This window comes from Enterobacter sp. KBR-315C3_2022 (genome assembly GCF_041399425.1).
Classification (GTDB): Bacteria; Pseudomonadota; Gammaproteobacteria; order Enterobacterales; family Enterobacteriaceae; genus Enterobacter.
The window spans coordinates 264,656-282,894 of record NZ_JBGKEB010000003.1; the positions used below are offsets into that span (position 1 = coordinate 264,656).

Genomic DNA, 18,239 nt, shown 5'->3' on the forward strand with positions numbered 1-18,239 from the left:
TATGAAAACCTTGAAAAACTGGACCGTTGATAAGCAGTCGGCAAACCATCTTGAGCTGCTGGTCGATAACCACCACCGCCTGTGCCTGTACGTGCTGGAAGAGAACCTGTTCCGCGTGCTGATCAAGCGCAGGGGCGAGCTGGCGCTGGACCGCACCTGGAGCATCGCGCCGGATAAGGACGTGCCGTGGGAAGGCCGCCGCCGCGACGATCTGAGCGGCTTCACCTGCCCCGCCTGGACGCTGACGCAGCGCGACGGCGTGCTGAGGGTGGAAACCGAAAACCTGCGCGTTACCGTCCACCAGCCGCTGTGGCTGGAGTGGCACTACCGCAATGACGCGGGCGAGTGGCAGCCGCTGGTGAACGATCGCCCGACCAGCGCGTACCTGCTGAACGCCCACGGCGACGGCGTGGCGCACTACCTGAGCCGCCGTAAGGACGAGCGTTTTTACGGCCTGGGCGAAAAAGCGGGCGACCTGCAGCGCAACGGCAAACGCTACGAGATGCGTAACCTCGACGCGATGGGCTACAACGCCGCCAGCACCGATCCGCTCTACAAGCATATTCCGTTCACCCTCACCCGCCGCGACGACGTGAGCTACGGCCTGTTTTACGACAACCTCAGCAGCTGCTGGCTGGACCTCGGCAACGAAATCGACAACTACCACACCGCCTACCGCCGCTGGCAGGCGGAAGCGGGCGACATCGATTACTACATCTTTACCGGCAGGCGCGCGCTGGACGTCACCAAGGCCTTCGTTCGCCTGACCGGGAAAACGCTGTTCGGGCCGAAGTGGAGCCTGGGCTACAGCGGCTCGACCATGCACTACACCGACGCGCCGGACGCGCAAAACCAGCTGATGAACTTCATCCGCCTGTGCGAAGAGCACGCCATCCCGTGCGACTCGTTCCAGCTCTCTTCCGGCTATACCTCGATCAACGGCAAGCGCTACGTCTTCAACTGGAACTACGACAAGGTGCCGCAGCCGAAGGTGATGAGCCAGGCCTTCCACGACGCAGGGCTGAAGCTTGCCGCCAACATCAAGCCGTGCCTGCTGCAGGATCACCCGCGCTATGTCGAGGTGGCGGAAAAAGGGTTGTTCATCCGTGATTCAGAAACCGATGCGCCGGAGCGCTCCAGCTTCTGGGACGACGAAGGCTCGAATCTCGACTTTACCAACCCGCAGACCATCGCCTGGTGGCAGGAAGGCGTCACCACGCAGCTGCTGGAGATGGGCATCGATTCCACCTGGAACGACAACAACGAGTTTGAGGTGTGGGACGGCGAAGCGCGCTGCTTCGGCTTCGGCCAGGAGATCGCCATCAAGCACATTCGCCCGGTGATGCCGCTGCTGATGATGCGCGCCTCGCTGGAAGCGCAGCAGCGCTTTGCGCCGGAGAAGCGTCCGTACCTGATCTCCCGCTCCGGCTGCGCGGGGATGCAGCGCTACGTTCAGACCTGGAGCGGCGATAACCGCACCAGCTGGGAGACGCTGCGCTACAACACCCGCATGGGGCTGGGGATGAGCCTGTCCGGCCTGTTCAACGTCGGGCACGACGTCGGCGGCTTCTCTGGCGATAAGCCGGACGCCGAGCTGTTCGTCCGCTGGGTGCAGAACGGCGTGATGCATCCGCGCTTTACCATTCACTCGTGGAACGATGATTGCACCGTGAACGAGCCGTGGATGTATCCCGGCGTGACGCCTGCCATTCGCGGCGCGATCGAGCTGCGCTACCGCCTGCTGCCGTATCTGTATACCCTGCTCTGGCAGGCGCACGCCGACGACGAGCCGATGCTGCGCCCGACCTTCCTCGACCACGAGCACGACGCGCAGACGTTTGAAGAGTGCGATGATTTCCAGCTGGGCCGCGACCTGCTGGTGGCGAGCGTCGTTGAAGCCGGGCAGCGCGAGCGCCGCGTCTGGCTGCCGGATAACGAAACCGGCTGGTACGATTTTTACACCCACGAGTGGTTCTCCGGCGGCCAGTGGATTACGCGCGACGCGCCGCTGGAAAAGCTGCCGCTGCTGGTGCGCGCCGGTGCGGGCCTGCCGCTGAGCGAGCGCATTACGCACGTGAGCGCTGAAAAAGACGATACCCGCGAGCTGAAGCTGTTCCCGGTGAAAGGGGTCGGCACCACGTCCGGCCTGCTGTTTGAAGACGACGGCGAGAGCTGGGGCTACCAGCACGGCAACGCGCTGTGGGTAGCGTGGGAAATGGCGTGCGACGGCGCAACCATCAACCTGAAGGTGAACGCGCGCGGCGACTATCGTCCGGCATGGAAAACGCTGAAGGTGTCGTTACCGGCGGGGGAAACACGTAAGCTGCTGGTAAACGGAGTTGAAGGAGATGAGTGGGTGGTGTAGTGCGGCCTGATACCCTCACCCTAACCCTCTCCCACGAGGAGAGGGAACAGAACGTAGGCCGGGTAAGGCGAAGCCGCCACCCGGTTTTTTTAAATCTCGATACCTTTGCTACGCAGGTAATCTTCGTAGTTACCGGTGAAGTCCACCACGCGCTCTGGCGTAATTTCAATCACGCGGGTCGCCAGCGAGCTCACGAACTCACGGTCATGAGAAACGAAGATCAGCGTGCCCTGGTACATCTCCAGCGCCATGTTCAGCGATTCGATAGATTCCATATCCAGGTGGTTTGTGGGTTCATCCATCACCAGGATATTCGGTTTTTCCATCATCAGCTTGCCGAACAGCATGCGGCCTTTTTCACCACCGGAGAGCACTTTCGCGGGCTTTTTAATGTCGTCCTGGCTGAACAGCAGACGGCCCAGAATGCTGCGCACCGCCTGCTCGTCGTCGCCTTCCTGCTTCCACTGGCTCATCCAGTCGAAAACGGTCAGATCGTTTTCAAACTCGTACTCGTGGTCCTGCGCGTAGTAGCCAATCTGCGCGTTCTCGGACCACTTAACGGTACCGGTGTCCGGCTGCAGTTCACCGACCAGCGTTTTCAGCATGGTCGATTTACCCACGCCGTTCGCGCCGAGGATGGCAATCTTCTCGCCCACTTCCAGCAGCAGGTTAAAGTTTTTAAACAGCGGGCCGCTTTCAAAGCCTTTAGATAAGGCTTCCACTTCCAGCGCGTTACGGAACAGCTTCTTGTCCTGCTCGAAGCGGATGAACGGGTTCTGACGGCTGGAGGCCTTAACTTCGTCCAGCTTGATTTTGTCAATCTGGCGGGCGCGAGAGGTCGCCTGGCGCGATTTAGAGGCGTTGGCGCTAAAGCGGCTGACGAAGGACTGCAGGTCCGCGATCTGCGCCTTTTTCTTGGCGTTGTCGGCCAGCAGACGCTCGCGCGCCTGGGTCGCCGCCGTCATGTATTCGTCGTAGTTGCCCGGATACACGCGCAGCTCGCCGTAGTCCAGATCCGCCATGTGCGTACAGACCATGTTCAGGAAGTGACGGTCGTGCGAGATGATGATCATGGTGCTGTCGCGGTCGTTCAGCGTCTGCTCCAGCCAGCGGATGGTGTCGATGTCCAGGTTGTTCGTCGGTTCATCGAGCAGCAGAATGTCCGGGTTCGAGAACAGCGCCTGCGCCAGCAAAACGCGCAGCTTCCAGCCCGGCGCTACTTCGCTCATTGGCCCGTAGTGCTGTTCAACCGGAATGCCCACGCCCAGCAGCAGCTCGCCCGCACGCGCTTCCGCAGAGTAACCGTCCATTTCGCCGTACTGCGTTTCCAGGTCGGCAACCTTGTAGCCGTCCTCTTCGCTCATTTCAGCCAGCGCGTAGATGCGATCGCGCTCCTGCTTCACTTCCCACAGCTCGCCGTGCCCCATGATCACGGTGTCGAGCACGGTGAACTCTTCAAAGGCGAACTGATCCTGACGCAGCTTACCGATGCGCTCGTTAGGATCGAGCGACACGTTGCCGAGCGTCGGCTCCAGGTCGCCGCCGAGGATTTTCATAAAGGTGGATTTACCGCTACCGTTGGCGCCAATCAGGCCGTAACGGTTGCCGCCGCCAAATTTGACGGAAATGTTTTCGAACAGCGGCTTACTGCCAAACTGCATAGTGACGTTGCTGGTAACTAACACGGGGAGATTCCTGCGAAAAGTGTGATAAACGCGGCATTATGCCACAATTCCGAAATGAGATCCCGTGTTGCAGCCATCCACTAAACTTTAACAAATTCGAAAAAAATGTGATTTCGTACACATCTGAATTCCCTGTGGGCAGGAATGCACATATAATGCGCTCCCATCACAGATTCAGACTTCTCAACTAACCGCCAGAGTGGCAAAGATACCTCGCATAACATGAACATGAAATTAACAACGCTTTTTGCGGCGGCGTTAGCCGTAGTAGGTTTTTGCAAAACCGCTTCTGCGGTAACGTATCCTCTGCCGACAGACGGAAGCCGTCTGGTAGGTGAAAACCAAGTGGTGACGGTGCCGGAAGGCAACACCCAGCCGCTGGAGTATTTTGCCGCGCAGTATCAGCTCGGCCTGTCCAACATGCTGGAAGCGAACCCGGGCGTTGACCCGTACCTGCCTAAAGCGGGGACCGTGCTGAATATCCCTCAGCAGCTGATCCTGCCGGATACCGTTCATGAAGGTATCGTGATCAACAGCGCTGAAATGCGCCTGTACTACTACCCGAAAGGCACCAACACCGTGATCGTGCTGCCAATCGGTATCGGCCAGCTGGGTAAAGATACCCCGCTGAACTGGACCACCAAAGTTGAGCGTAAGAAAGCGGGCCCAACCTGGACGCCAACGGCCAAAATGCACGCGGAATACATCGCGGCGGGCGAGCCGCTGCCAGCGGTAGTTCCTGCTGGCCCGGACAACCCGATGGGCCTGTACGCGCTGTACATTGGCCGTCTGTACGCTATCCACGGCACCAACGCCAACTTCGGCATCGGCCTGCGCGTCAGCCACGGCTGCGTGCGTCTGCGCAACGAAGACATCAAGTTCCTGTTCGACAACGTGCCGGTCGGTACGCGCGTGCAGTTCATCAATGAACCGGTGAAAGCGACCTCTGAACCGGACGGTAGCCGCTACATTGAAGTGCACAACCCGCTGTCCACCAGCGAAGACCAGATCAACAACAACGAAATCGTGCCGGTGACGCTGAACAGCGCGGTGCAGGCCGTGACCTCTCAGGCTGACGTCGAGACGACGATTGTTGACCAGGCGGTTCAGAACCGTTCCGGTATGCCGGTGCGTTTGAATTAATCGCGTCAGTAAAATGCGGTGGAGCGTTCCGTTCACCTCAATATCCGCAGAACATAACACGTTCATTACCCGTGAACGTGACAAGGGGGCCACCGCGGCCCCCTTGTCAATCCCCGCGGCCCGCCATGAAATCGGTGCTTCGCACTGCGCTCACCTCCCGACCGTCTCCCTGCGGTCGGCTCGACTCGACGTCCTGTCTCGTTTCGCCTCTGGCCGCCATCCATGGCGTCCAGCCCTTGTCATCCGGTCTCCGGTTCGCCGATTTCTGCGGGACTCAACGGCGGTGCCACATTCAGGCCGCATAAAAGGTTGAGGGAGCCAGAGTCCGGCTGAAAATCGCCGAAGCGTTTCCTGAAGGCCGGGGCGACGCGCAGGGATGCGCGGCGAGGGCATAGCCTGCATGGATGCAGGCTGGTGCCCGACCCGATAGCCGGAAGGAATAAGCTGAGGGCACCGCGAAGCGGCGATTTTCTCTGCCGGGAGCCGGGATTGCTAAGGGGGCGGCGGCAGCCCCCTTAGCACGTTCACCGCAGAGAATTGACCAGGTAGCAGGACAGTTAGAGTGAACGGAACAATGCCACCGAAATAACAAAGTACCTTTTTGTCGGTTCGCTGAATGACATTAGGCCTTTAGGCCCCGCTTTTTTTATCCGTTATTCACGATCACGATCCCGCCGTGGTCGTAGCGATAGTGGCAGTGCGCGTACTCCAGCGGCGTGCCGTCCTCAAGATAAATCACCTGCTCCACCTCAAGCACCGGGTCGGTCTGCTCGCAGACCAGGTGCTGCATGTCCAGCGCGTTCGGCTTTAGCGCCCGCACCACCCGATACGAGCCCATAATTTTTAGCCCCAGCGTCTCCTGCACGTATTGGAACACCGAGCTTTCAAGGTGGCTCTTGTTCAGCCCCGGCACCAGGTTCAGCGGCATCACCGTGGAATCCAGCGACATCGGCTCGCCGTTCAGCAGGCGCAGGCGGATAAAGTCGTAGATCGGCGCATCGGCGTTGATCATCAGCGAGGCCTGCTCTTTCTCGTTGGGGAAACGGAGTTCGAAGTGGACGACCTGGCTGGTAACCGTGCCCAGATGCGCCCAGGTTTTGGTGGCGCCGAAGTAGTCGCTGCCGGAGAGATCCCACTGCGAGAGCTGGAGAAAGTTTTTGCGGATAAAGGTCCCCTGCCCCTGGCGGGTATAGACCAGCCCTTCGACGATCAGCTGGCGCATCGCCTGCTGGATGGTCATCCGGCTGGTGCTGAACTCCGCCGCCAGCGCAAACTGGTCCGGCAGCGGTTCGTTGGCGGCATACTGCTGGCTGATAATGCGTTTCTTGATTTCCCGCGCTATGGTGATGTACTTCGCCGCCATCGCCCTTTCCTTATGGTTAGTTCGCTATCTCACTGTTTTTCAAAGCCACTCGCTCGGCAATCTTGAGGAAAGGCAGGTAGAAGAATACACCAAATACGATGATTGCCAACTGCACTACCACCGCCCGCCAGTCTCCCGCCGTCGCCAGCCAGGCGCTAAGGATAGGCGGCGTGGTCCACGGGATCATCACCACGCAGCGCGACATTAGCCCGAGGGTTGTACACAGCCAGGCAAACCAGATGCCGATGGCGGGCAGCAGCACGAACGGGATCATCAGCGGCAGGTTGAACACGATCGGCAGGCCGAAAATCACCGGCTCGTTGATGTTGAACAGTCCGGGCGCCAGCGACAGCCGCGCGACCTGCTTCGCCGACTGCTGGCGCGAGAAGATGAAGATGGCGAGCAGCAGCGAAATGGTGCTGCCCGTCCCGCCCACCATGCCAAACGTCGGCACGAAGATGTTGTTGATGATGTGCGGGATCGGCTGGCCGTTGGCAAACGCCAGCATGTTCTCGTTGGTATTGATCAGCAGGAACGGTTCCAGAATCACGCTGTTCACCACCGACTGGTGGATCCCCAGCGTGAACAGGAAATTGCCAAAGCTGTAGATAAAAATCGTGCCCGGCAGGCTGGTGTTGATCAGCCGCAGCGGCTGCTGAATAAACGTGGTGATCAGGTGGATCAGATCCGTATGCAGCACGTTGGCCAGCACCGCCGCCAGCACGGCGAATAGCGAGAGCGTGATGATCGTTGGGATCAGCGCGGTGAACGATTTGCTCACCGCCGGCGGCACGTTCTCGCCAAGCGAAATGTGCAGCGCCTTCAGCCGCGAGATGGCGATAAAGATCTCCGTCGACAGCAGGCCAATCAGCACCCCGGCGAAAATCCCCGTGCTGCCGATATTGCCAAACGACAGCACCTGGGTGACGCTGACCGCGCTCTGGCCTCCCACGGGCGTCAGCTGCAGCTGCATGGGCATCATGATGATAAAGCTGCTGACGGCGATAACCACTGCCGAGACCGGATTGTCGAAATCTTTGTTGCGCGCCAGCGACCAGGCAATCATCGGCGCCAGCAGCAGCGCGGCGATGTTCAGCGTGCCGTTGATAATCGCATCGCCCCAGACCTTAAACTGCGCGAGCGCGTCGCCGTGCAGAACCCAGGGAAACACCACGTTATTTACCAGCACCGCGAGCCCGGCGAGGATAAAAATCGGCATAACCGTGGCGAAGGCGTCGCGCAGGGAGCGAAGGTGCACCTGGTTTGCCAGGCGCGCGGAAAGCTCAACAAATCTGTCGACAAAGGACTGCATCGCAGGTGTAATTTTTGCTTCAGACATAGCGGATATTCCCATCAATCAGTCACAAAAACGGCCCGGCAGAGTACGGCTTACATCTCGCGTCCGTTGGTATGGATAACCTGTTTTAACCACGCGTAGCTTTTCTTCGGCACGCGCTTGAGGTCTTTCAGGTCGTGGTTTTCGCGGTTCACATACACCACGCCGTAGCGCTTGCGCATGTCGCCCTGCGAGCTAAGGATGTCGATCAAGCCCCAGCCGAGGTAGCCCATCACCTCTGCGCCGTCTTCGAACATCGCCGCCTTCATGGCCTCGATGTGCGCGCGGTGGTAGTCGATGCGGTAATCGTCTTCAATCGGATTGATGCCGTCCCAGGACTCAATCACGCCGATGCCGTTTTCAATCGGGAACACCGGCATGCGCCAGTCGTTGGCGTAGCGGGTGATGATGGTGCGAAAGCCCAGCGGGTCAATCTGCCAGTTCCACTCGGTGGCCTGCAGGTACGGGTTGTTTTTGTCGCCGTGCAGCAGGTAATAGTTCACCGGCGTGCCTTCCGGGATGGCGTCGCTGTCCAGCGTTTTGCTGGCGTAGTAGCTAAAGGCCATAAAGTCGTTTTTGGTGCGGGCGAACAGCGCCAGATCCTCGGCGCGGTAGATATCGCCAAAACCTTCCTGCTCCACAACGGCCATCACCGCCGGGCTGTAGCCCTGACCGGCAAAGACGCGCAGAAGGTTCTGGTTGAGGAATTCATCGTACTGCTGGGCGCAGAAGATATCGCGCGGTTTACAGGTGGCCGGGTAGATCAGCTGGTGCGCCAGCATCCCGCCCATCAGCTGGCCCGGTTTGGTCTGGTGGAGATACTCGGTCAGCGCCATGTGCGCCACCATCGTGTGGTGCTGTAGTTCATACAGCTCGCGCAGGGTCTCCTCCCCTTTCATATAGCCGGAAATGCGAAACGCTATCGGCATGTGGAAAATGTTCTGCTCGTTGAACGTCAGCCAGTACTTCACCCGGTCGCCGAAGCAGTCGATCATCTTTTTGCCGTAGCGGATGAAGGCCTCCATCACCCGGCGATCGTTAAAGCCGTTGTACTCCTGCGCCAGCGCCAGCGGCATATCAAAGTGGTAGAGGCAGATCATCGGCTCAATGCCGCGGGCGATCAGGTCGTCGATAAAGCGGTCGTAAAAGGCGATGCCTTCGTCGTTAAACGCGCCGTCGCCCTGCGGGCAGACGCGGCTCCAGGAGATCTGGAAGCGGTAGCAGTTCATGCCCAGATCCTGCATCAGGTCGAAATCTTCCCGGTAGCGGTGGTAGGAGTCGGTCGCCACTTTCCAGTCGGAAATGTTTTCCCCGGCTTCGCGAATGTCGTAAACCGACATCCCCTTCCCGCCCTCGTTCCACGCCCCTTCCGTCTGCATGCTGGAAACGGAGTTGCCCCATAAAAAGTTGGCTGGCAGTGATTGCTTCATGGTCGCTCCCTATATGACTAGTCATTTAAATGATATGACTAGTCATATACCCAAAGATTAAAATTCAGGCAAAGATCGTGATCGTTTTTTGTGAGGTTGATAGAAATAAAAAGCCCCGACTGTTGTCGAGGCTTATAACCTGATATTGGCTAAAAAATGCTTAAATTTGCCCGGTCAAAATATTCACTTCGCGCCCAAAAAAGGCCGGATTTGCTACGCAAAACCGGCCAGTGTTATCGCCGTTAACAGATTATCCCCGCGGCGCGTCGCCAAAGACCTTGTAGTCCGGCAATTGCACCTGCTGATACGGCTCCCAGCCGCCGCCGAGCGCCTTGTAGAGCGCCACCAGATCGAGCGAACTCTGCACCTGCGCCTGGGCGCGCTGCTGCTGGGCCTGCGCCAGCTGGCGCTGGGCGTCGAGCACATCGATAAAGCTGGCGATCCCCTGCCGGTAGCTGTCGCTCGCTAAGTCAAACGCGTTTTGCAGCGCGTCGATGGTTTTCGCCAGCCCCGCCTCGCGCTGCTGGTCGGTGCGGTAGCTGACGAGCGCGTTCTCCACGTCGCCCAGCGCGGTGAGCACCGTCTGACGATAGTCCAGCACCGCCGCGCCCTGCTGCGCCCGCGCTACCTTCACGCTGGAGACCAGCCGTCCGCCCTGGAAAATGGGGATCGAAACCTGCGGCCCGAAGCTGTAGAAATGGCTGCTCCAGTCGGTCAGCCAGTTGGTTTCGCTGTTGCGCAGGCCAAACTGCCCGGAAAGGGTAAAGCTCGGGAACAGCTGCGCCACCGACACGCCGATCTGCGCCGTGGCGGCGTGGAGATTTGCCTCCGCCTCGCGCACGTCCGGGCGGCGGCGCGCCAGCGTAGACGGAATGCCCGTCTGCACGATATCCGGCAGCGCGGGCATCGGCTGGGCCGAGCGCAGCTCCGCGTCCAGCGCGCCCGGCGGCTTGCCGAGCAGGATCGCCAGGCCGTTCATCGCCTGCCGCTCCTGCGCCTGATACTGCGGCAGCTGCGCCTCAAGATTGCCCAGCTGCGCCCGGGCGTTTTCCACGTCCATCTGCGGCGACAGCCCGCCGCGCTGGCGGCTTTCCGTGAGGTCCAGCGTCTGCTGCGCGCTCTCAATCTGGGTGTTGAGCGTGGCGATGATGCTCTGGGCGCCGCGCAGCTGCAGCCAGGCGCGCGCCACCTCCGCTTCCAGCGACACCAGCGCGTCGTTGCGCTGCTCAATCGCCGCTTTCTGCTGCGCCTCAGCGGCCTCAACCTGGCGGCGCACCTTGCCCCACAGGTCGATTTCCCACTGGGCGTCAAAGCTGCCCTGGTAGAGGTTAATCGGCTGGGTCAGCGGGCCTAGCGCCCCCTTCAGGCTGGGGTCAACGCCATCAATCTGGTCATAGACGCCGTGGGACTTGAGCTCCCCTTCCAGCCCGAGCTGCTGGCGCGTGGCCTGCAGGTTGCCGTTTACCGACGGGTAAAACGCGCCCCCGGCCTGGTTAATCTGCTCGCGCGCCCCGGCGATGCGCAGCACCGTCTGCTGCAGGGATAAGTTCCCGGCGATGGCGCGCTCAATCAGGCTGTCGAGCTGCGGCGAGCCGAAGGTTTGCCACCAGCGCGGGTTGGTGGCGGCGGTCGATGTTTTCGACTTCACGCCGCTATCCGCCGGGTCGTTCCAGCGGGCAGGCGCCTGCGGCGCGGGCTGCTGGTAGTCCGGCCCGACCGCGCAGCCCACCAGCAGCATCATTATCATCAGAGGGTGTAAACGTCTGTGTATCATCAGTGTGCTCCTGCACTCCCCTCGCTCTTAACCGGCGAGAGCAACAAACAAAACGGAATCAGTAAAAAGGCCACGGCGCTCAGGATGGTGAAGACGTCGATGTAGGCCAGAAAGCGCGACTGCTCGATCATGGTCTGGTACATGCGCCCGGTGGCGATACCCGTAGGGTCGCCGACCTGAGTGGTGAAGTTCTGAATGGCCTGGGCGCTTTCGCGGATCGCCAGCTGGAACTGCTCGTTAAACGGCGAGGCGTGATACGCCAGATGCGCGCTGTGCGCCTGAGAGCGCTCGGTGATCGCCGCCGTGGAGAGCGAAATGCCAATCGAACCCGCCACGTTGCGAAACATGGTAAACAGCGCCGCGGCGTCGGCGTTGAGCCGCCTCGGAATCGAGATAAAGGCAATGGTGGTGAGCGGCACAAACAGGAACCCGAGCCCGATCGACTGGGCGCTGCGGAACAGGACCAGCGTTTCGAAGTCGATATCCGGCGTCAGCGTGCGCGACCAGAAGAACGACGCCGCCAGGCAGGTAAAGCCGAAAGCGATGATCCAGCGCGTCTGCACGATGGGCATCAGCTTCAGCACCAGCGGGATGGTCAGCACGATCAGCACCGCGCCGGGCGACAGCACCAGCCCGGACCACGTGGCCGTGTAGCCCAAATCCTGCTGCGCCAGCTGCGGGATCACCACCGAGCTGCCGTACAGGATCATCGCCATCCCGGCCATCAGCAGGCTCGAGACCGCAAAGTTTTTATCCTTCATACAGTGCAGATCCACCACCGGCTTTTTGGCGTAAAGAAGCCAGTAGATCGCGCCGATAATGCCGATCAGCGTTAACACCGCGAAGGTACGGGTGAAGTTAGAGTTAAACCAGTCCTCATCCTCCCCACGGTCGAGCATCACCTGCAGGCAGCCCAGCCCGAGGGCGATCAGACCGATCCCGGTCCAGTCGACGGAGAGCTTCTCTTTCGACTTGCTCTCCCACGGCGGATCTTCCAGCAGGTGGTAGATCGCCAGCACCGTCACAATCCCCACCGGAATATTGATGAAGAACACCCAGCGCCAGGAGTAGTTATCGGTGATCCAGCCGCCCAGCGTTGGCCCGAGCACCGGCGCCACGATAATGGCAATCGACGAGAGGCCAAAGGCCTTGCCCCGGTCCTCCGGCTTGAAGTAGTCGAGCAGCACCGACTGCTGGGTAGGCTGTAGCCCGCCGCCGAAAAAGCCCTGCATGATGCGGAAGAGGATGATTTGCCACAGCTCGGTGGCGATGCCGCACAGGAACGAGCAGATAGTGAACATCACGATGCAGATCAGGAAGAACTGCTTGCGGCCAAACAGCCGGCTCAGGAAGGCAGAGATCGGCAGCACGATGCCGTTTGCGACAAGGTAGCTGGTCAACACCCAGGTGGATTCGTCGTAGCTGGCCGAAAGCGAGCCCGCCACGTGCGGCAGCGCCACGTTAACGATGGTGGTGTCGAGAATTTCCATAAACACCGCCAGCGTGACCACAATCGCCACCGCCCACGGGTTGCTGGCGGGCTTCCAGTTATCGTGGCTATGGTCCGTCATTCCACCGTCACCTTCGGCTCAACCGACAGCCCCAGCGGCAGCGGTCTGTTCGGATCCAGCCCTTTATCAATGACGATTTTCACCGGCACGCGCTGAACGATTTTGACGAAGTTACCGGTGGCGTTTTCCGACGGGAACGCGGAGAAGCGCGAACCGCTGCCCTGCTGGATGCTGTCGATATGGCCCTCAAGCGCCATGTCCGGCCACGCGTCGACCGACACGCTGACCTTATCGCCCGGCTTCATGCGCTCGAGCTGCGATTCCTTGAAGTTGGCCACTACCCAGACGTTCGGGGAGACCAGTGAAAACAGCGCCGTTCCCGCCTGCACCAGCGTGCCCGGCTGAACGTTGCGTTTGGTCACATAGCCATCGAACGGGGCGCGGACCTCGGTGTACGAGAGGTTAAGATTGGCCGTTTCCAGCTGGGCTTTCGCCTGCTCCACCTGCTGTTCGCGGGCCTCAACGTTGGTTTCCTGCTGGCGAATTTGCAGCTGAACCTGCTCCGCCACTTCCAGCTGCGCCTGCGCGCTGGCAAGGCCTGCCTGGGCGCTGCGCAGCTGGGCGTTGGCAGAATCGATGCTTTGCTGCGTGGTCGCGCGCGGATCAACGCCGCGCTGGCGGCGATACTCCGCCTGGGCGTTGGCCATGTCGGCCTGCGCCTTCAGCACCTGGGCTTTGGCTTCGTCGCGCTGGGCGGGATATTGCACCTTCGAAAGCGCCAGCTGGGCCTGCGCCTGGTGGAGCTGGGCAATCGCCAGCCCAAGCTGGGCCTGCGCCTGGTCGCGCTGCGCGGTGGTGTCGCGCGGGTCGATCGTCACCAGCACGTCGCCCTTTTTCACGCGCTGGTTGTCCCTTACGCGCAGCTCGGTGACGTAGCCCGCCGTTTTGGGGGCAATGGTCACCACGTCGCCGTCGGTAAAGGCATCGTCGGTGGTCTCTTCGTTACGGGTTAAAAACCACCAGACCAGCGCCACGATAACCATCACCACAACCACGATGCCGAGGATAATTAACGGTTTTTTGCCGGGGCGCTTGCGCTCATTATTGTTTTTTTCCTGCTCATCAGCAGGCGGATTCTGTTCTTCAGCCATGGTCAGCAACGGTCCTGTCAGTGAGCGGCATCACACTATGCCGTTCACTAAAGCTAGGACGCTGCTATACATTTGCCAGGAAAAACTGACAAATAACGCACTATATGAGAAGGAATAGTCCGAATCCGATCGCCGCCGCCCAGACGAGCATCGGAATCGACCACAGGTGGAAGCGCCACCAGATGCGGCGATCGTTCGCCATGCGCAGGGCAATCAGGTTTGCCAGCGAGCCGGGGAGCAGGCCAAAGCCGCCGATGTTGACCGCCCAGGCCAGCAGCGCGGTGGGGGGAACATAGTTGAGCAGCAAAATGGTCGACGGCACGTTGCTGATGAACTGGGACAGGCCGATGGCCGTGAGCCACAGCCCCGGCTGGGACAGCCCGGTGACGCTGTGCAGCACGTGCTGCAGAACGGGAAGCTGGATCAGCAGATGCACGTCGATGAACATCGCCATAAATACCAGCAGCAGCGTCCAGTCCACGCTCACCAGCACGCGCCGCGCCAGGGCTAAAAACCCGGCGGCGACCAGCAGCGCGCCCACCAGCTCAAGCTTCATTTCCAGCGCGATCAGGAAAACGATATAAAGGCCGAGGCAGCTCCAGACCAGCAGCGGCTGCCACTGCGGGCCTGCCGCTCCACTGTGGTACTGAAGCTTTTTATCCGGAAACGCGAACCAGCACACCGCCAGCAGCGACGCCATCATCACCAGCGCCAGCGGCGCCATCTGCCAGGTAAAGGCCGCAAACGACAGCCCGGAGCGGCCCCACAGGAGGATGTTTTGCGGATTGCCGATGGGCGTAAGCAGCGATCCGGCGTTGACCGCCAGGGCTTCAAAGATAATCAGCCGGGTAACCGGAATTTCACACAGCTTGCGCAGCGTGAGCGTCAGCGGCACCACGATGAACAGCGCCACGTCGTTCGTCAGAAACGTGGAGAGCAGCGCCGCGGAAAAGACCATAAACAGCGCCAGCCTGCGCTCGGTGGCAAAGCGGCGAACCATTTTGCGCCCCAGCACGTCAAAATAGCCGCTCAGCTCCACGCCCTTGGTCAGCATCATCAGCCCGCTCAGGGTGATGATGGTGCGCCAGTCAATGGCCGCGGGCCAGGCGCGCGGCGCAAAGGGGACGAACAGGCTAAGCCCTGCGCCAATGAGTAATAAAAGATGGAAGAAACGATCGCGCGCCAGCGCCCGCAGCCCGGGGATGTTCATTCAGCGGAAGAACCGTACTTGAGCGTAAACTCATGGAACCTCACCAGCGTCTCTTCGCTGACGTGATGCTCCATCCCTTCCGCATCGCGGCGGGCAATCTCCGGGCTGACGCCCAGCACCAGCAGAAAGTTTTCGACGATCTGGTGGCGCTCGCGGCTCTCCTGCGCCAGCTTTTCCCCTTCCGGCGTCAGGAATACGCCGCGCCAGGGGATCATTTCGATCAGGCCCACGGATGCCAGTCTTTTTAACATCTTGGCAACCGTTGGCTGGGATACGCCCAGTCGGGCGGCCATATCGACCTGACGCGCCTCGCCCACTTCGCGAATCAAATCGGAAATCAGCTCTACGTAGTCATCAATCAGCTCGCGGCGGTGCGCCTCGCGAACCTGGCGGAACCCTTCTACATGCTCTTCAACGTTCACCAGTTGCGTCGTTTTTTTTGTTGTTGGCTTACCTGCGCGACGGTTCATTGTGCTTCCTCAATGGGGGTGACGCTTCCAGCGCCCTGTAACGGAGCGCACATTGTAAACCATAGCTCCACAAGCACAAAAAATTAACGAATTAGCCATAGCTATACAATATAGCCTGTGCTATATCTGTATGTAATGCAGTCACCCTTCACGGATCGAAGGGATCGGAAATCAGGAGGCCATATGAATGAATTTAAGAGGTGTATGAACGTGTTTACCCACTCTCCCTTTAAGGTACGGTTGCTGCTGTTGAACATGCTGTGCGATATGTTTAGCAACAAACCGCACCAGGACGATAAACCTTCCCACTAAGCGGCGTCGCGGTACGCCGCTTCACTTTTTTGTCACAATCCCCCCGTATTCTGGCCCCTGGCCACCTAATACCCGATCTTTTTTACGGATTTGCAGCCCCCCTCGCAAAACATCCGTTTAACAACTGTTGACCTTATTTCGCGCTCGCACTATCTTCTTGCAGCCCTGCACAATTTGCGGCTCGCTGAAGCGGACCCCAATTCCCTTTCCACGCACTGTCAGGCAGGCTTTGACCCTTGGCGCCAGGGTGAGCACATGGCGTTTTCATGATAGTGACCTATGAATTTAACCCTTAAAGATACGCTTGTTACCCGCAGCCGGGCCTTAAGCCCGTGGACGGGATTTTACTTTCTGCAATCGCTGCTGATTAACTTTGCCCTTGGCTACCCGTTCAGCCTGCTCTATGCCGTCGCGTTTACCTGCATCCTCCATCTGCTGTGGCGAACCGCGCCGCGCGCGCAGAAAATTCTGCTGGGGATCTGCTCGCTGATTGCGGCGCTCTATTTCCCGTTTGGCCAGGCCTACGGCTCGCCGAACTTTAATACCCTGCTGGCGCTGCACTCCACCAATATGGAAGAGTCCACGGAGATCCTGACGATCTTCCCGTGGTACAGCTACGTTGTCGGCCTGTTCATTTTCGCCCTCGGCGTGATTGCGGTTCGCCGCAGGCCGGAGGAGAAAAAGGCGTGGGGCAAACTGGAAAGCCTGTGCCTGGCGGTTAGCGTGGCAACCTTCTTCGTTGCGCCGGTGCAAAACCTGGCCTGTGGCGGCGTGTTCAAGCTCAAGGACACGGGCTATCCGGTGTTTCGCTTTGTGAAAGACGTGGTGGTCAATAACGAGGAAGTGCTCGACGAGCAGGCGCGGATGGCCGAGCTTTCCACAATGAAAGACACCTGGAACGTGCTGGCGGTGAAGCCGAAGTACCACACCTACGTGGTGGTAATCGGTGAAAGCGCGCGTCGCGACGCGCTGGGGGCGTTCGGCGGCCACTGGGATAACACGCCGTTTGCCAGCTCGGTAAACGGCACGCTGTTTACCGACTACGTGGCGGCCAGCGGCTCGACGCAGAAGTCGCTGGGCCTGACGCTCAACCGCGTGGTGGACGAAAAGCCGCAGTACCAAGATAACTTTGTTACCCTGGCCAACCGCGCGGGATTCCAGACCTGGTGGTTTTCCAACCAGGGGCAGATCGGCGAATACGATACGGCGATTGCCAGCATTGCGAAGCGGGCGGACGAAGTTCAGTTTTTGAAAAGCGGCGATTTCGAAGCGGATAAAAACACGCAGGATGAAGCCCTGCTGAAGATGACGGCGCAGGTGTTTGCCACCCAGCGCACCCAGCCACAGCTGATCGTCCTGCATCTGATGGGCTCACACCCGCAGGCGTGCGACCGCACCCAGGGGAAATACGCCGAATTTGTGCAGTCAAAGGAGACGTCCTGCTACCTGTACACCATGACGCAAACCGACGACCTGCTCGCGAAACTCTACGCGCAGCTGCGCAACACGGGCGACACCTTCTCGATGGTCTATTTCTCCGACCACGGGCTGGCCTTCAAGGAGCGCGGCAAAGCGGTGCAGTATCTGGCGCACGACGACAGATTCCAGCAGAACTTCCAGGTGCCGTTCATGGTGCTGTCCAGCGACGACAAAACGCATCGCATCATTAAAGCGCGCCGTTCGGCGAACGATTTTCTGACCTTCTTCTCGCAGTGGACGGGGATTTCAGCGAAAGAGATAAAAAATGCGTATCCGTTTATCTCTAACAAGAAGGCTCCCCCAGTGTACGTTACCAACTTTAAGTTACAGAAAGTTGACTACAACCACTTAGGGACGGATATCTTCGATATTAAGAGTAAGTAAGCGGCCTGATGCCCTCTCCCCTGCGGGGCGAAAACTAAGATAAAAAAAATCCGCCTCAATGGGCGGATTTTTTATACTGGCTCACCGAAGTGATTAGAAGCGGTAACCTACGCCCGCGATCCAGGTGCCAACGTCAACGTTGCGGATACGGCTCTGCTCATAGGAGAAGTCCAGAGCAACGTTTTCATACGGGTTGAACTGCAGGCCCGCACCGTAGGAGAAGCCGTAGTCGCTGTTGCTAGCAGTACGGTTAGCAGATTCGTTTTCGGTCTGCTGGAATTTACCGTAGCCAACACCTACAACACCGTAGATGCTTGCCCAGTCGTTCAGGCGGTAAGCAGGACCAGCGGTGATACCGTAGTACTGACCTTTGTTATAAGCGCCATCTTCAGAACGATCTTTTTCGGTGTAGGTGAAAGAACCGATAACGCCCAGTGGGTTGTTATCCTGCTCGTAGCGGTACTTCAGGTTGAAACCGCTAGCTTTGTTCATCACGCCCTGCATATCGCTCTGAGCGTAACCACCGGTTACAGTAGAAGTAGCAGCTACAGCGGTACCTGCGGAAACAGCCAGAACAGCGGCCAGTGCTGAAAGACATGCAATTTTTTTCATAACCACCTCAAATG

Annotated in this window: 14 protein-coding genes; 4 read left to right on the plus strand and 10 right to left on the minus strand. The window is 59.4% G+C overall.

All coding sequences use genetic code 11. The features are described 5' to 3' along the window. Position 1: 1 nt before the first annotated feature. On the plus strand, positions 2-2,365 hold the full coding sequence (locus AB8804_RS05685) for a TIM-barrel domain-containing protein (protein ID WP_371184018.1): 2,364 nt from the start codon (positions 2-4) through the stop codon (positions 2,363-2,365). 89 nt (positions 2,366-2,454) lie between these two features. On the opposite strand, the gene AB8804_RS05690 is transcribed toward AB8804_RS05685, so the two are convergent. Next, positions 2,455-4,050 (minus strand): ABC-F family ATPase, encoded by a 1,596-nt coding sequence (locus AB8804_RS05690; protein WP_371184020.1) that lies wholly within the window; start codon positions 4,048-4,050, stop codon positions 2,455-2,457. A gap of 222 nt (positions 4,051-4,272) precedes the next feature. Here AB8804_RS05690 and ldtB point away from each other — a divergent pair, with 222 nt between their 5' ends. Next, on the plus strand, positions 4,273-5,193 hold the full coding sequence (gene ldtB, locus AB8804_RS05695; RefSeq protein ID WP_371184022.1) for a L,D-transpeptidase: 921 nt from the start codon (positions 4,273-4,275) through the stop codon (positions 5,191-5,193). Positions 5,194-5,839: 646 nt separating this feature from the next. Here ldtB and AB8804_RS05700 read toward each other — a convergent pair. The 8 genes from AB8804_RS05700 to mntR form a co-directional block, all read right to left on the minus strand. After that, entirely contained in the window at positions 5,840-6,556 is a 717-nt protein-coding gene (locus tag AB8804_RS05700) for a GntR family transcriptional regulator (RefSeq protein ID WP_371184024.1), read from the minus strand. Between the two features lie 16 nt (positions 6,557-6,572). Beyond that, the gene (locus AB8804_RS05705) at positions 6,573-7,895 is read right to left on the minus strand and encodes a PTS sugar transporter subunit IIC (protein WP_371184026.1); all 1,323 of its coding nucleotides are present in this window, start codon (positions 7,893-7,895) and stop codon (positions 6,573-6,575) included. Positions 7,896-7,945: 50 nt separating this feature from the next. After that, the gene (locus AB8804_RS05710) at positions 7,946-9,322 is read right to left on the minus strand and encodes a glycoside hydrolase family 1 protein (RefSeq protein WP_371184028.1); all 1,377 of its coding nucleotides are present in this window, start codon (positions 9,320-9,322) and stop codon (positions 7,946-7,948) included. Between the two features lie 250 nt (positions 9,323-9,572). Further along, on the minus strand, positions 9,573-11,096 hold the full coding sequence (locus AB8804_RS05715; RefSeq protein WP_371184030.1) for an efflux transporter outer membrane subunit: 1,524 nt from the start codon (positions 11,094-11,096) through the stop codon (positions 9,573-9,575). Beyond that, positions 11,096-12,667, minus strand: coding sequence for a DHA2 family efflux MFS transporter permease subunit (locus AB8804_RS05720; RefSeq protein WP_371184032.1), 1,572 nt, complete (start codon positions 12,665-12,667; stop codon positions 11,096-11,098). The genes AB8804_RS05715 and AB8804_RS05720 overlap by 1 nt, the downstream gene beginning before the upstream one ends. Then, positions 12,664-13,758, minus strand: a complete 1,095-nt coding sequence (locus AB8804_RS05725) for an HlyD family secretion protein (RefSeq protein WP_371184034.1) — start codon at positions 13,756-13,758, stop codon at positions 12,664-12,666. The genes AB8804_RS05720 and AB8804_RS05725 overlap by 4 nt, the downstream gene beginning before the upstream one ends. 100 nt (positions 13,759-13,858) lie before the next feature. Beyond that, positions 13,859-14,968, minus strand: a complete 1,110-nt coding sequence (locus tag AB8804_RS05730; protein WP_371184036.1) for an anion transporter — start codon at positions 14,966-14,968, stop codon at positions 13,859-13,861. Then, a complete protein-coding gene (mntR, locus tag AB8804_RS05735; RefSeq protein WP_371184039.1) occupies positions 14,965-15,438 on the minus strand; it encodes a manganese-binding transcriptional regulator MntR in 474 nt (157 codons plus the stop codon). Before mntR ends, AB8804_RS05730 begins: the two co-directional genes overlap by 4 nt. A 183-nt stretch (positions 15,439-15,621) precedes the next feature. Here mntR and mntS point away from each other — a divergent pair, with 183 nt between their 5' ends. Both mntS and AB8804_RS05745 read left to right on the plus strand, forming a co-directional pair. Beyond that, positions 15,622-15,750 carry a manganase accumulation protein MntS gene (mntS, locus tag AB8804_RS05740; RefSeq protein ID WP_371184041.1) on the plus strand — a complete coding sequence of 43 codons (129 nt, stop codon included), beginning with the start codon at positions 15,622-15,624 and terminating at the stop codon, positions 15,748-15,750. A gap of 279 nt (positions 15,751-16,029) precedes the next feature. Continuing rightward, complete coding sequence (locus AB8804_RS05745) at positions 16,030-17,613, plus strand: phosphoethanolamine transferase (RefSeq protein ID WP_371184043.1); 1,584 nt, start codon at positions 16,030-16,032, stop codon at positions 17,611-17,613. A gap of 93 nt (positions 17,614-17,706) precedes the next feature. On the opposite strand, the gene ompX is transcribed toward AB8804_RS05745, so the two are convergent. Next, positions 17,707-18,225, minus strand: coding sequence for an outer membrane protein OmpX (gene ompX, locus AB8804_RS05750; RefSeq protein WP_112011395.1), 519 nt, complete (start codon positions 18,223-18,225; stop codon positions 17,707-17,709). Between the last annotated feature and the right edge of the window lie 14 nt (positions 18,226-18,239).